This is a genomic window from Myxococcus eversor (genome assembly GCF_010894455.1).
GTDB lineage: Bacteria > Myxococcota > Myxococcia > Myxococcales > Myxococcaceae > Myxococcus > Myxococcus eversor.
Window position 1 is genome coordinate 39,775 of record NZ_JAAIXY010000027.1, and the last position, 13,105, is coordinate 52,879.

General features: G+C 69.4%; 11 protein-coding genes. 6 read left to right on the plus strand and 5 right to left on the minus strand.

Annotation, left to right across the window (positions count from 1 at the left end; translation table 11 throughout):
• Positions 1-138: 138 nt before the first annotated feature.
• On the minus strand, positions 139-939 hold the full coding sequence (locus tag G4D83_RS39300; protein ID WP_240357075.1) for a CBM21 domain-containing protein: 801 nt from the start codon (positions 937-939) through the stop codon (positions 139-141).
• A gap of 192 nt (positions 940-1,131) precedes the next feature.
• Here G4D83_RS39300 and G4D83_RS39305 point away from each other — a divergent pair, with 192 nt between their 5' ends.
• The 4 genes from G4D83_RS39305 to G4D83_RS39320 all read left to right on the plus strand — a co-directional run bounded on the left by G4D83_RS39305 (position 1,132) and on the right by G4D83_RS39320 (position 5,343).
• Positions 1,132-2,850 carry a dipeptidyl-peptidase 3 family protein gene (locus tag G4D83_RS39305; protein ID WP_163870063.1) on the plus strand — a complete coding sequence of 573 codons (1,719 nt, stop codon included), beginning with the start codon at positions 1,132-1,134 and terminating at the stop codon, positions 2,848-2,850.
• A 78-nt stretch (positions 2,851-2,928) separates the two neighbouring features.
• Positions 2,929-3,714: a fatty acid desaturase gene (locus tag G4D83_RS39310; protein ID WP_163870064.1), complete on the plus strand. Its 786-nt coding sequence runs from the start codon at positions 2,929-2,931 to the stop codon at positions 3,712-3,714.
• A gap of 6 nt (positions 3,715-3,720) precedes the next feature.
• On the plus strand, positions 3,721-4,713 hold the full coding sequence (gene msrP / locus G4D83_RS39315; protein WP_163870065.1) for a protein-methionine-sulfoxide reductase catalytic subunit MsrP: 993 nt from the start codon (positions 3,721-3,723) through the stop codon (positions 4,711-4,713).
• 3 nt (positions 4,714-4,716) lie between these two features.
• The gene (locus tag G4D83_RS39320) at positions 4,717-5,343 is read left to right on the plus strand and encodes a protein-methionine-sulfoxide reductase heme-binding subunit MsrQ (protein ID WP_163870066.1); all 627 of its coding nucleotides are present in this window, start codon (positions 4,717-4,719) and stop codon (positions 5,341-5,343) included.
• A gap of 25 nt (positions 5,344-5,368) precedes the next feature.
• On the opposite strand, the gene G4D83_RS39325 is transcribed toward G4D83_RS39320, so the two are convergent.
• The 4 genes from G4D83_RS39325 to G4D83_RS39340 all read right to left on the minus strand — a co-directional run bounded on the left by G4D83_RS39325 (position 5,369) and on the right by G4D83_RS39340 (position 11,374).
• On the minus strand, positions 5,369-5,854 hold the full coding sequence (locus G4D83_RS39325; RefSeq protein WP_163870067.1) for a response regulator: 486 nt from the start codon (positions 5,852-5,854) through the stop codon (positions 5,369-5,371).
• 140 nt (positions 5,855-5,994) lie between these two features.
• Complete coding sequence (locus G4D83_RS39330; RefSeq protein WP_163870068.1) at positions 5,995-7,245, minus strand: YgdI/YgdR family lipoprotein; 1,251 nt, start codon at positions 7,243-7,245, stop codon at positions 5,995-5,997.
• Positions 7,242-9,758: a TonB-dependent receptor domain-containing protein gene (locus G4D83_RS39335; RefSeq protein WP_240357076.1), complete on the minus strand. Its 2,517-nt coding sequence runs from the start codon at positions 9,756-9,758 to the stop codon at positions 7,242-7,244. Before G4D83_RS39335 ends, G4D83_RS39330 begins: the two co-directional genes overlap by 4 nt.
• Entirely contained in the window at positions 9,758-11,374 is a 1,617-nt protein-coding gene (locus G4D83_RS39340; protein WP_163870069.1) for a serine/threonine protein kinase, read from the minus strand. The genes G4D83_RS39335 and G4D83_RS39340 overlap by 1 nt, the downstream gene beginning before the upstream one ends.
• Before the next feature lie 312 nt (positions 11,375-11,686).
• Between G4D83_RS39340 and G4D83_RS39345 the strand changes: the two genes are divergently transcribed.
• Positions 11,687-12,550 carry an ABC transporter substrate-binding protein gene (locus tag G4D83_RS39345; protein WP_163870070.1) on the plus strand — a complete coding sequence of 288 codons (864 nt, stop codon included), beginning with the start codon at positions 11,687-11,689 and terminating at the stop codon, positions 12,548-12,550.
• A gap of 102 nt (positions 12,551-12,652) precedes the next feature.
• Complete coding sequence (locus G4D83_RS39350; RefSeq protein WP_163870071.1) at positions 12,653-13,102, plus strand: OsmC family protein; 450 nt, start codon at positions 12,653-12,655, stop codon at positions 13,100-13,102.
• Positions 13,103-13,105 lie beyond the last annotated feature (3 nt).

Here is a 13,105-nt window from a genome sequence, read left to right on the forward strand (position 1 = left end):
CTCCGGGCGCCCGGGTGGGCGGCAAAGCGTCGTCTCCCCATAACCATGGAAAACAGCCTGTCGAGGAGAGGGCGCCCGGGAGCCTGCCTCCGGGCCGGGCCCGTGAAGGCCTGACCCCCGGGTCCCCCCTCGAGTGGGTTACAGGGGAGGGTAGATGGGCGGGTAGTTGTAGCCGAAGTTGCTGTCCCAGTACGTCTGTCCGTTCACCTCATAGCGGACATAGAAGGCCGGGGTGCCCGTCACGGCGGGAATCCGGGCCAGCCAGCGCTCCACGCCCTGGGCGTTGGGGCTGGAGACGTAGGAGTAGCCCACGGTGTACCCGGAGGTGAAGGTGGCGGCGACCTCGTGCGAGGTGGCCCACCCGTCCGTGGAGTACACCACGGTGACGCTCTTCGAATAGGACAGGTTCTTCACGTCGATGCCGATGTCCACGTCGCCGTTGGCCTGCCAGTAGCTCGTGGCCACCAGCACGTTGGCGCGCGGTACCAGCGGCCCGTCCGCGCGGCCCAGGTGGTAGTTGGCCCCGCCGTTGTTGTCCCAGTACGTCTGGCCGTTCGCGGTGAGCTTCGCCACGAACTCCAAGTCCCGCGTCGGCTGGGGCGCCGTCCCCCAGCTCTGGTACTGCCGCGTCACCTTCCACAACTCGTAGCCCGCGCCCGCGTCGCCCGCGTAGGCGGCGGCCAGGTCCGTCCAGGTGCCGTCGGGCTGCTTGTCGTGGATGGCCACCTGCTTCTCGTAGGCCAGGTTCTTCACCACCAACAGATACGTGACGTCCTGCCACGTCTGCCCATAGCGGCTGCCCACCGTGCTCACCGCCTTGAGCAACTTCACCTCATCCGCCGCGCGCGCGGAGGCCGACGAGAGGCCCACGGCGAGCCCGGCCAGCAGGCACAGCGCCGCGCGCCACCGGGAGAGAAGAGAGAGTCGGTTCGTCGTCATCGCAAGCATCCTCATGAGCCCGCCTGATGACGGGCTCCCGGAACCTGGGGAATCCAGGGCTGTCGCATGTTGGCAGCAGGTTCCGACGCGCGTCGCGTCATGCGTGTGGGGACCGTCGGGTTGAAATGTTCTGACGGACACGGGGGCGACGCGGTGCTGGGAGGGCGCACGGGGTTGGAGTAGGGAAGGGTTATGAACCGAACCCTCCTGTCCCTGCTCGGGGCGGTGCTGCTGTCCGGCTCCGCTGTCGCCGAGGAGAAAGTCCCCACGTCGTTCCCCGACGCCGCGGAGCTGCAGCGGCTCACCGCGCGCTTCGCCCCGGTGGAGCTGCGGGTGGACCTGAAGGCCCTGCCCGACAACGAGCGCCGCGCGCTGGCCCGCATCGTCCAGGCCTCGCAGTTGATGGACGCGCTGTTCCTGCGTCAGCGCTGGGCGGGCAACGAGACGGTGCTGCTGAACCTCCTGGGAGACGAGTCGCCCCTGGGCCGCGCGCGCCTGCACGCGTTCCTGTTGGACAAGGGCCCGTGGAACAGCCTCGACGAGGGGCGGCCCTTCCTGCCCGGAGTGCCTCCGAAGCCGGAGGCCGGCAACTTCTATCCGGCCGGCTCCACCAAGGCGGAAGTGGAGGCATGGATAAAGGCGCTGCCCGAGGCGCAGCAGAAGGAGGCCACGGGCTTCTACACGACCATCCGCGAGGGCACCGACGGCAAGTTCATCTCCGTGCCGTACAGCGTGGAGTACCAGGGTGAGCTGGCCCTGGCCGCCGCCCTGTTCCGCGAGGCCGCCGCGCTGACGAAGCAGCCCACGCTCAAGGCGTTCCTCACCTCGCGCGCGGACGCGTTCCTGTCCAACGACTACTACGCCAGCGAAGTCGCGTGGATGAAGCTGGACGCGAGCATCGAGCCCACCGTCGGTCCCTACGAGGTCTACGAGGACGGCTGGTTCAACTACAAGGCCGCGTTCGAGGCCTTCGTGGGCCTGCGCGACGACACGGAGACGGACAAGCTGTCCAAGTTCAGCGACCACCTCCAAGGCCTGGAGAGCAACCTCCCCATCGACGCGAAGCTGCGCAACCCGAAGCTGGGCGCGCTGGCCCCCATCCGCGTCGTCAACAGCCTCTACTCCTCCGGCGACGCCAACCGCGGCGTGCAGACTGCGGCGTACAACCTGCCCAACGACGAGCGCGTCACGGAGGCCATGGGCTCCAAGCGGGTCATGCTGAAGAACGTGCAGGAGGCCAAGTTCGAGCGGGTGCTGGTGCCCATCGCCAAGGTGGCGCTCTCCGCGAAGGACCAGCAGGACGTCGCCTTCGACGCCTTCTTCACGCACATCCTGATGCACGAGCTGATGCACGGCCTGGGGCCGCACAACATCACCGTGGGCGGCAAGGCGACGACGGTGCGGCAGGCGCTCCAGGTGGCCTCCAGCGCGCTCGAGGAGGCCAAGGCGGACATCTCCGGCCTGTGGGCGCTCCAGCGGCTGATGGACACGGGCGTCATCGACAAGTCGATGGGCCGCACCATGTACACGACGTTCCTGGCGTCCTCGTTCCGCTCCATCCGCTTCGGCACGGACGAGGCGCATGGCAAGGGCGTGGCCCTGCAGCTCAATCACTTCCTCGACACCGGCGCGGTGAAGGTCAACGCGGATGGCACCTTCTCCGTGGTGCCGGCGAAGATGAAGCAGTCCGTCACCTCCCTGACGAAGCAGTTGATGGAAATCCAGGGGAAGGGCGACCGGAAGGCGGCCGAGGCCCTGCTGGCGAAGATGGGCGTGGTGCGGCCTCCGGTGCGCAAGGTGCTGGAGCGCCTGAAGGACGTTCCGGTGGACATCGCGCCCCACTACGTCACGGCGGAGGAGCTCGTTCGCGAGGTGACCGCACCCGCGGCCGACACCGGCGTGCGGAAGTAGCCACGCTCGCTGGCACGCCCCCACGCACGGCGAGTTTCCCGTGCGCGGCGGGCGGACCGGCCCCATGAGTCAGGAGAGATGGAGAACTCGGCCCGCTATCGGTCGGCCCCGCTTGGACCCTGGGGCGTCCTCGTCGCGCTCGTCCTCATCGGCGCGTGGGGGACGCATCTGGCGTGGATGCTGCTGTCGCCCGAGCTGCCCTGGGACTCCCCGCTCACCTGGCTGCACGTCGCCTTCCAGGCGTGGCTGTGCACCGGCCTGTTCATCACCGGCCATGACGCCATGCACGGCACCGTGGCCCGGCGGGCCTGGGTGAACGAGACGGTGGGCACCATCGCCTGCTTCCTCTTCGCCGGCCTGTCGTACCGCCGACTGGTGCTCAACCACCACGCCCACCACGAGCAGCCCACGGGCGAGGCGGACCCGGACTTCTCCACGCGCACCCAGTCTTTCTGGCCCTGGCTGGGGACGTTCATGGCCCGCTACACCACGCTGCCCCAGTTGGGGGTGATGGCGGCCAAGTTCAACATCTTCGTCTTCATGGGTGTCTCCCAGCCGCGCATCCTCGCGTTCTGGGTGCTGCCCGCCGTGCTGGGCACGCTGCAGCTCTTCTACTTCGGCACCTACCAGCCGCACCGCCGCCCGGACACGCCGGACATGGCGCCCCACCACGCGCGCACCCTGCCGCGCAACCACCTGTGGGCCATGCTGTCGTGCTTCTTCTTCGGCTACCACTGGGAGCACCACCAGTCCCCCGGCACGCCCTGGTGGCGGCTGTGGCGGGTGAAGGACGCTCGCACGGAGGCGTCCCGTGCCTCGGCGGCGTCCCGCGATGTAACGGCCGGACGGGTTGGCCCGTTATAAAGGGGCATGAGCGACAAGCCGCCCGAGGAACCGCCCGGCTCCGAAATCACCCCTGAACCGCTCTACCTGCGCCGCCGCGAGCTGTTGAAGAACGCGGGCCTGTTCGCCGGCACCGCCGCCGCCGTCGCGGGAGGCCTGTACCTCCTGAGCGGCAAGCAGCGCCGCGCCATGGACGCCTATGTCCCGGACGCGGGGCGGGTGACGGGGCCCGTGGCGAAGGCGTCCGGTGAGTTCGACACGGACGAGCCGCGCACGCCGTACGAGGACGTCACCACGTACAACAACTTCTACGAGCTGGGCCTGGACAAGAACGACCCGGCGCGGCTGGCGCACCTCCTCAAGCCCCGGCCGTGGACCGTCGCCATCGACGGCGAGGTGCACGAGCCCCAGACGGTGGACATCGACCAGTTGCTCTCCTGGTTCTCCATGGAGGAGCGCGTCTACCGGATGCGCTGCGTGGAGGCGTGGTCCATGGTGATTCCATGGCTGGGCTTCCCGCTGGCCGCGCTGCTGTCCCGGGTGAAGCCCACCAGCCACGCGCGCTACGTGTCCTTCACCACGCTGATGGACCCGGAGCAGCTCCCCGGTCAGAAGCGCGGGGTGCTGGACTGGCCCTATGTGGAAGGGCTGCGGCTGGATGAGGCGATGCACCCGCTCACCTTCATGGCCATGGGGCTGTATGGCCGGCAGCTCCCCGCGCAGAACGGCGCCCCGCTGCGGCTCGTCGTCCCGTGGAAGTATGGCTTCAAGGGCATCAAGTCGATTGTCCGCATCAGCCTCACGCGCGAGCAGCCCTTCACCACGTGGAACCTCGCGGGGCCCGAGGAGTACGGCTTCTACGCCAACGTGAATCCCGCCGTGGCGCACCCGCGCTGGAGCCAGGCCACCGAGCGGCGCATCGGCGAGGGACTGGAGCGCCGCCCCACGCTGCCCTTCAACGGCTACGCCGAGCAGGTGGCCCACCTCTACGCGGGGTTGGACCTGCGGAAGAACTACTGAGCCATGGCCTCGCCTCCCTACCCCTGGCTCAACCCCGCGCTCGCCGTGGGTGGCCTCTCGCCGCTGGCGCTCCTCGCCGTGCAGGGCCCGCGGGGCGCGCTGGGGCCCAACGCGGTGGAGGCGGCGCTCAACCAGACGGGGCTGCTCGCGCTGGTGCTGTTGATGGCGTCACTGGCCTGCACGCCGTTGAAGCTCGTCTCCGGGTGGACGTGGCCGGTGCGCATCCGCCGCACGCTGGGCCTGTTGGCCTTCACGTACGCGTGCGCGCACTTCCTCACGTACCTGGTGCTGGACCAGGGCTTGTCGCTCAACGCGTTGCTGGAGGATTTGGTGAAGCGCCCCTTCATCACCGTGGGCTTCACCGCGCTGGTGCTGCTGGTGCCGCTGGCCGTCACCTCCACGAATCGCTGGGTGCGCCGGCTGGGCTTTCCGCGCTGGCAGCGCCTGCACCGGCTGGCCTACGTGGCCGCGGCGCTGGGCGTGGTGCACTTCGTGTGGCGGGTGAAGCAGGACGTCACCGAGCCGCTCATCTACGGCGCGGTGCTGGCCGTGCTGTTCGCGGTGCGCGTGGGAGAGGCGATGCGAAAACGCCGGGCCCGCACCGCTTCGGCGGCCCGGAACCCGGCGTGAGTGACGGCGCGAGCCGCGTGGGCGACTACTTGCGCGGCAGCGGGAGGATGGTGTCCACCAGCGTCATCAGCTGGGCGCAGCTCACCGGCTTGCGGACGAAGGCGCTGATGCCGGCCTTCTGACCCAGGGCGCGGACCTCCGCCACGTTCGGGTCTCCCGTCATCATCAGGATGGGGACCTTGGCCAGCTTGGGATTGGGGTTGGCGCGAATCTGCGCCGCGAAGTCGGCGCCGTTCATCCCGTCCATGTGGAAGTCGGTCAGGACGAGGTCGACGGTCTCCGCCTCGGCCACCTTCAGTCCCTCTTCGGCGGACTCCGCCTCCAGGAACTCGAAGTTGCGGGCCATGAGGTAGATTTTCAGCAGCGTCCGGATGGAGCGGCTGTCGTCCACCAGCAGCACGCGCTGGGGTGCCGCACCCGTGGCGGGCCGGCTGCCTCCCAGAGGGCGCGCCGGGTCCGTCGTGGTGCGGTTGGGAACGGGCTCTGGAGAGGGGAGGGTGCCGGCCTTCATCGGATCATCAACCTCTGGTGGGGCTGTCCCCCTGGAGACCCAATCATGTTGACGGAAGGACATGCCGAAGTCAAAGCACCGTCCTTCCTCTCCTTTTTCCAGTGTGGGGCGTCACACACCCCGCTTGACGAAGCGGGCCATCAGGGGACTTCGAGCACGAACGCCTGGCTCTCCACGCCCGTCAGGCCGAGGCCCGCGGCGAAGGCGGGCGCGAGCTCGTTGGGAACGCGCCACGTCTGCCCGGTGGATTGGATCAGCACCACCGAGTAGCGCCCCCGGGGCAGGGTCTCCAAGCGCGCCGGAGGCTTGGTCGGGTCGCTGGCATCCAGGGCGGCCGCCTGCACGCCCACCACCAGCTCCGTCACGGGCACGGGCGTCATGCGCGGGGCGCCGTTCTCATCCGTGAGCGCCGCGAAGAGCGCGTCCGTGGAGAGCCCGGCGGCCAGTACCACCAGGTCCGGCTTGCCGTCGCGGGTGCCGTCGGCGTGCGGGTAGTCGGTGCCGCCCTCGTCGAGGATGCCGTTGCGGTCCAGGTCGTTGTCCTCGAGGAGTCCGGGCGCGTCCGCCAGCTTGCGCACGACGACGCGCGGCCAGAGGTCCGCGGCCCCGTCACCGTTGGCGTCGTCCGGGACGCCGTCGCGGTTGGCGTCCACGTAGCTGACGAGGAACGCCTTGGAGCGCTGCTCCACCGCGCCGCCCTCGATGGACTGTGGAGTCAGGCGCAAGAGCTTGGTGGGCGAGCCGGGGGGAAGGGTGTGGTCGCCGTTGAGGACAGTGACCTGGAAGGCGGGCCGGTCCACCGGCACCTGCGCGGTGGCCTGCGAGAAGCTCACCGTGACGTTGGTGAGGGGCAGGGGATTTCCCTCCGCGTCCTTGGTGACCTCCAGCGTCAGGGGCACGCCGTTGGTCGGGTCCACCGCGGCGCCGCCGACGTCGCCCGCGTTGGGCTCGCTGGTGACGCCGTACCAGGGGTTGAAGTCGGAGAAGTGGCAGGGCACCACGCCCGTGCGGCAGGAGTCCACGTCGATGAAGCCGCGCAGCGTGTACTTCCCCGCGGCCACGAGGCTCAGCGCGAACGGCGCGGTGAAGGGCCCGGGCGCGTCGGTGCCGAGCGCCGGGCCGAAGAGCTGCTCGGCCGGCACGACGGTGAACGCGATGGGGCGGCCGGTGCCCTGCGGCGGAGGAGGCCGGCTGGCGTCGTAGATGAACACCACCGCGTTGCCCCGCGAGCGCGACTGCACGACGAGGTTTCCCTCGATGCGGGCGGAGTGGATGTTCTGCCGTCCGTCCGCGGTGGGGACCACCGTGGGGGACTCGCAGCCCGCGACGAGCAGGGACGCGGCGAGGACGCCCCCCAGCGACTGCTTCCAGGAAGAGAGGGTGCGGCTCATGGAGTCACCGTCAGCGTCGCGTAGACGCGCCGCTCGATGCGGTTGCCGAAAGGATGTTGGGAGTGGGCGGAACCCAGTTGGCTGCCCACCAGCGCGACGTCCACCGTGTTCCTCACCGCCGCGTAGCCGACGCGCGCGTTGATGATGGCGTAGGCGCCCAGCGGGTTGGACAACAGCTCGATGCGGGTGGGGTCCGACGCGGCGGGCTCTCGCTCGATCCACGTGGTGGACGAGGTGAAGGCCACGTCCACGCCGAACTCCAGGTCCACCTTGGTGCGGTAGGTGACGCCGCCGTACAGCTTGAGCTGCGGCGCCTGGCTGCAGGGCCCGCACTCCGCCTTGTCCTCCAGGTCCGACGTCACGTTCTGGAAGGCGGCGCTCGCCTTGACGCCCAGGCCGTCCACGGGGGCCAGGGTGAGGCCCGCCTCCACGCCGCGCGCGGTGTAGATGGAGTCCTCGTTGACGAAGCGCGAGCGGCCGATGAGGTAGTTGCCCGTGGCCGCGTCATACGACTCGCCGGGCGGCAGCCGCTCGAAGGCGGACAGGCCGATGAGGTCCTTCACCCGGTTCTGGTACAGCGCCAGGTCCCAGTCCATGCCCAGCTCCGCGGACTCGCCGCGCCAGCCCAGCTCGAAGGCGGTGAGGCGCTCGGGACGCAGCCCGGTGTTGCCGGTGGTGAGCGCGCTGGCGCCGTTGACGCCCTGCACGGGGACCAACAGGCGCGTGTAGCTCTCCAGGAACGTCGGCTCGCGGAAGGCGGAGGCCGCGCTGATGCGGAACGCGTGGCCTTCCATCGGGATGAACAGCGCGGAGATGCGGGGCGAGTGCGCCAGGCCCGGCGTGCCGTTGTCCAACAGCGGGTGCCGGTCCACGCGGTAGCTGGCGACCAGGCGCAGGGGCTCGGCCAGCCGCCACTCGTCCTGCACGAAGGCCGCGGCGTGGACTTCCTCGCGCAGCGGGCCCAGGTAGTCCCAGCCCACGCGCTTGAGGCGACCCTCGACGCCCACGTTGAGCTGGTGCTCGCCGCCCAGGTGGAAGGCGCGCGCGAAGAGCAGCTCCGCGTTGAAGAGGTTGGAGCTGATTTCAGTGCCCAGCGAGCGCTGGCCAATGGGCTCGTACTGGGGGCCGGCGCTGCCGGAGATGTGGTTCCAGAACGTCTTCAGCTTGAGCGGCCCCAGCTCCACGTCGCCCTTGGCGTACGCGCCCAGGCCGTCCATGAAGTAGTTGCGCAACAGGCCCAGCGGATAGATTTCCGTGGTGTAGCGGTGCACGCCGCCGGACAGGCCCACCTGCTTGCCCTCGCCGAAGCTGTACACGGCGGACAGGGTGCCGCGCGCGCCGCGCATGCCGATGTCCGGGTCCGGGTCTCGAAGCACGATGTCCGGCCGGTTGCTGGCGTAGTCGCGACTCCACTTGTCCGCCTGCGAATACGCCACCGACGTGCGGTAGCGCAGCGCGCCCGTGTTGCCGTGGCTGAGGAACGAGCCCGCCACGCTGCTGCCGGTGCCGGCCATGACGTTGAAGCGAGCACGCGGACCCGAGCCGGGGGCCTGGGTGATGATGTTGATGACGCCCAACATGGCGTTGGCGCCGTACAGCGCGCTGCCCGGGCCTCGGATGACCTCGATGCGCTCGATTTCGTCCAGGCCGATGGGGATGGTGGACCAGAGCGTCAGGCCGAGGAAGTCCTGGTACTCGGTGCGGCCGTCCACCAGCACGAGCACCTTGTTGGCGATGCGCTGGTTGAAGCCGCGCAGCGACACGTTGGCGCTGCCGATGCCCAGCGACATGACGTCCGCGCCAGGCACACGACGCAAGAGCTCCGGCAGGCTGGTGGCGCCCGACAGGCGGATGTCCTCGGCGGTGATGACCGTCGTGGCGTTGGGCGCCTCCAACGAGGACTGGGCGCGGCGGCTCGCCGTCACCACGCGCTCCTCGTAGGGCACCGCGCCGTCGTCGCCGTTCGCGGTCTCCGCGACGCCGGGCAGCACGGACGGCACATACGTGGACGGCGTCGCGGCGCCCGTGCCTGTCGTGGGCATGGACTCCGCGCGCTCAATCGCCTTCTCCAGCCGCTCCAGGAGCGCGCCCAGCTGCTGCTGCGACTGGATGCTGGCGGGCGGGGGCGGCATGGGCAGCGCGGACTTGTCCGTCGACTCCGCCGTGGCCTCGTTCGCGCGCTGCTTCTCCTCGAGCGCGGCGATGGTGGCTTCGACGGAGGGGCCGTCCGCCGGGCTGCTGGCGACGTAGCGCTTGTAGGCGTCGAGCGCCTCCGTCGTCCGGCCCGCGTCCTGGTACGCGCGGGCGATGTTGTAGAGGACGTTGGGGTGCGGCTTGATGGCGTAGGCCTGCTCCAGCTCGGCGATGCCCTCGTCGTATTCCTTCTTGCCGATGAGGCTCATGCCGTTGCGGAAGTGGCGACGCGCTTCGAGACGCGCGTCCGCCAGGACCTGCGTCGCGCACAGACACAGCGCGAGCAGGCCCACTCGTTGAAGGGCTTTGTAGTGTCTCACTAGTACGGGTTGTCCTTGAATTTGTCGCTCGAGTCAGGGGCCCGCGGGGGACGGGAAGGACTCGGCTTCTTCTTGAGCTTTTGGGTGACGGCCTGCTTGATGCCGGAGCCCTCGGCGACGACGGTGACGGACTGGTAGCCGTCCATCATGAAGGTCAGCTCCGCGCGGGCTCTGCCATCATCGTCCAGGGGGACCTTGAGGTTCAGCGGCGTGGCGCCATGGTCCTTGCCCCGGTAGCGCACGCGCGCGCCGCTGGGCTCGCTGGCGATCTCGAAGCGCACCGTCGGGCCGTTGCCGGCCACCAGCGGCGCCAGCGCCAGCTCGTCATCCGCGGAGCCCGCTGCGGCGGCCGAAGCCGGCGTGTTCGCGGCGGCGGGCTGCGCGGGGGCGGAGGGTTGCTGCGAGGGGTTGGCCGGCGCGGTCGCGGTGATGGGAGGCGAGGCCAGGGGCTTGGGCATCGGCGTGGACGGGCGCAGCATGAGCGCCAGTGCCACGGCGCCGCCCAGGAGCAGCGAGCCGCCGAAGATGGCCAGAGGCAGCATGCTCTTGCCGGGCTTCTCGGGCGGCTGCTCCTCGACGGCGATGTCCAGCGCCATGGTGCTGGGGCCGGAGCCGGGCGCGCTGATGGGGCCACTGCGAGGGCCGCTGCCGACGCCGGTGAGGCGGGGGCCGCTGAAGACGCCGCTGACGCCCACCGCGTGCGCGACGCGGCGCATGGCCTCCAGCACCTCGTCCATGGACTGGTAGCGCTCGACGGGGAGCTTGGCCAGGCACTTCATCACCAGCGCTTCGACTTCGGCGGGCACGGAGTGGCCGGGCCAGATGGCGCCGAAGGCGGGCGGCGGCTCGTTGATGTGCTTGACGATGACGTCGATGCTCTGCGGCGCGAAGAAGGGCGGCTGGCCCATCAGCATCTGAAAGAGCACCACGCCCATGCTGTACACGTCGCTGCGCGGGTCGGCGATGTTGCGCGCCTGCTCCGGCGCCATGTACTGCGGCGAGCCGAGGATGATGCCCGCCTGCGTGAGCGACGTGTCCTGCTGCACGTCGGCTTCGCCGATGAAGGACTTCACCAGGCCGAAGTCGAGCACCTTGACGATGTCGTGGTCCGTCTCCTGGTTGAGGACCATGACGTTGGCGGGCTTGAGGTCGCGGTGGATGAGGCCGACCTTGTGGGCCTCGCGCAGCGAGCGGGCGATCTGCTGGGTGATGTTGAGCGCGCGCGCCCACGGCAGCGGGCCCACCTGGGTGAGCAGCTGGCCGAGCGTGAGCCCGTCCAGGTACTCCATCGCGATGTAATAGATGCCGTCGTCCGTCTTGCCGTAGTCGATGACGGTGACGGTGTTGGGATGGCGCAGCTTCGCGGTGACGCTGGCCTCCAGGAAGAAGCGCTTCTGGAACCCCGGGTCCTTGCCTTCGTCGTTGTAGTGGGGATTGAGGACCTTCAGCGCGACGAGCCGGTCCAACGGCGCCTGCATGGCTTTGTACACGCGGCCCATGCCACCGGCGCCCAGGGTCTCCAGGATGCGGAAGCGTTCGTTGAGAACCCGCCCAAGAAGCGGGTCCACCAGGTTGTCGGGTGGGGCGCCATTCGTCGGGGCGTTGCTTTCAATCATGTCTGCCCCCACCGACCGGGAAGGCACACGTCGCTCCGGTCGAACATGCGCTGGAATGCTAACACCGCAATCGTCCACTCCCCAAGCGACCTGCCAGGTTGGCGCAGTGCATCAAACGCCGAGAAACCGGCCTGGGCGCGCCAAAGTCCAGCACCGGACATCGGTTGATACGAAGCGTGCGGCAAGTGGGGCGGTTGGACCGTCGAGGTGAGCGACTGGGAGTGTGAAACCCGCTTTCCCGAGATGTATCGACATGCTTGGAGATGTCGCGCGGGAGCGGCCGAGCGAGCGGGAGCGCGTTAGGGTGGCGGCATGAGCGTCCACCTGACCGAGTTGCTTTCTTCCGCGCCACCGTACCCGAGGCGGGTGGTGTGCATGACGGAGGAGACGACGGAGGTGCTCTACCGGATTGGCGCGGGGGACCTGGTCGTGGGCGTGTCGGGGTTCACGGTGCGGCCTCCGGAGGCGCGCAAGAAGCCCCGGGTGTCTTCGTTCCTGGACGCGAACTTCGAGCGGATTCTGGAGCTGAAGCCGGATCTGGTGCTGGGGTTCTCCGACCTGCAGGCGGACCTGGGCCGTGAGCTGTGCAAGCGCGGCGTGCCCGTGTTCCTGTTCAATCAGCGCTCACTCGGGGAGATATTGCAGACGGTGCGCGTGACGGGCGCGCTGGTGGGGCGCGCGGAGGCGGCGGAGAAGCTGGCCGCGGAGCTGACGGCGAACCTGGAGCGGCACGCGGAGGCGGCCCAGAAGCTGCCGCGCAGGCCGCGCATCTTCTTCGAGGAGTGGCACGATCCGCTCATCTCCGGCATCCGCTGGTGCTCGGAGCTGGTGGAGCTGGTGGGCGGAGAGGACATCTGCCGCGAGTCGCGCGCGTCGCAGGGTGCGAAGGGCCGCATCTTCGAGCCGGAGGAGGTCGCCCGGCGCAACCCGGAGGGCGTCATCGCGAGCTGGTGTGGCCGCAAGGCGAAGCGGGACAAGATTGCTTCGCGGCCGGGCTGGTCCCAGGTTCAGGCGGTGCTGGATGATCAGCTCTACGAGGTGAAGAGCAGCCTCATCCTCCAGCCAGGGCCGGCGGCGCTGTCGGACGGAGTGGAGCGTCTGGCGCGCATCGTCTCGGCGGTGGCTCGAGGGGAGAAGTTGCCGGTGCCGAAGGGCGCGGACCTGCGCGGGGCGTGAGTCGGTTGCCTCGATGGGGGCGCGCCATGCGGAAGGAGACTTCCGCCGACGTCGAGCGCCTATGCTGCGCGCCACAGGACACGCGAATCTGGGAGGTGTGACGTGGAAGGGTTTCCGCTGCGGCTCAAGTGGCAGGGTTCAACCGCTGGTGAGTACAGCCGCGACGCGGTGGCGGGCACGGAGGGCAAGCCGGACCTGCTCGTCAGCTCGGGCACGAACTACGGCGGCAGTGATGCGCGCTGGAATCCCGAGGACCTGTTGGGCGCGTCGGTGGCGCAGTGTCACCTGCTCACGTTCCTGGCGCTGGCGAAGAAGGTGCGGCTGGACGTGCGCTCCTATGACGACCAGGTGACGGTGTTCGTGGACGCGGTGGAGAAGGTGAAGCGGGTCAGCAAGGTACGGCTCGCGCCGCTCATCCGCGTGGCGCCCGGCACGGACGTGGAGAAGGTGCGGGAGATGTTCGTGAAGGCGCACAAGTACTGCTTCATCGCGCAGAGCCTCAAGGCCGAGGTGGTGATGGAGCCGACCATCGAGGTGGCGACGGCGGAGTAGGGC

Excerpts from the sequence above, each read along its gene's own strand:
- G4D83_RS39300 (WP_240357075.1), bottom strand. The coding sequence starts at position 939 with ATGACGACGAACCGACTCTCTCTTCTCTCCCGGTGGCGCGCGGCGCTG.
- G4D83_RS39305 (WP_163870063.1), top strand. The coding sequence starts at position 1,132 with ATGAACCGAACCCTCCTGTCCCTGCTCGGGGCGGTGCTGCTGTCCGGC.
- G4D83_RS39310 (WP_163870064.1), top strand. The coding sequence starts at position 2,929 with ATGGAGAACTCGGCCCGCTATCGGTCGGCCCCGCTTGGACCCTGGGGC.
- msrP (WP_163870065.1), top strand. The coding sequence starts at position 3,721 with ATGAGCGACAAGCCGCCCGAGGAACCGCCCGGCTCCGAAATCACCCCT.
- G4D83_RS39320 (WP_163870066.1), top strand. The coding sequence starts at position 4,717 with ATGGCCTCGCCTCCCTACCCCTGGCTCAACCCCGCGCTCGCCGTGGGT.
- G4D83_RS39325 (WP_163870067.1), bottom strand. The coding sequence starts at position 5,854 with ATGAAGGCCGGCACCCTCCCCTCTCCAGAGCCCGTTCCCAACCGCACC.
- G4D83_RS39330 (WP_163870068.1), bottom strand. The coding sequence starts at position 7,245 with ATGAGCCGCACCCTCTCTTCCTGGAAGCAGTCGCTGGGGGGCGTCCTC.
- G4D83_RS39340 (WP_163870069.1), bottom strand. The coding sequence starts at position 11,374 with ATGATTGAAAGCAACGCCCCGACGAATGGCGCCCCACCCGACAACCTG.
- G4D83_RS39345 (WP_163870070.1), top strand. The coding sequence starts at position 11,687 with ATGAGCGTCCACCTGACCGAGTTGCTTTCTTCCGCGCCACCGTACCCG.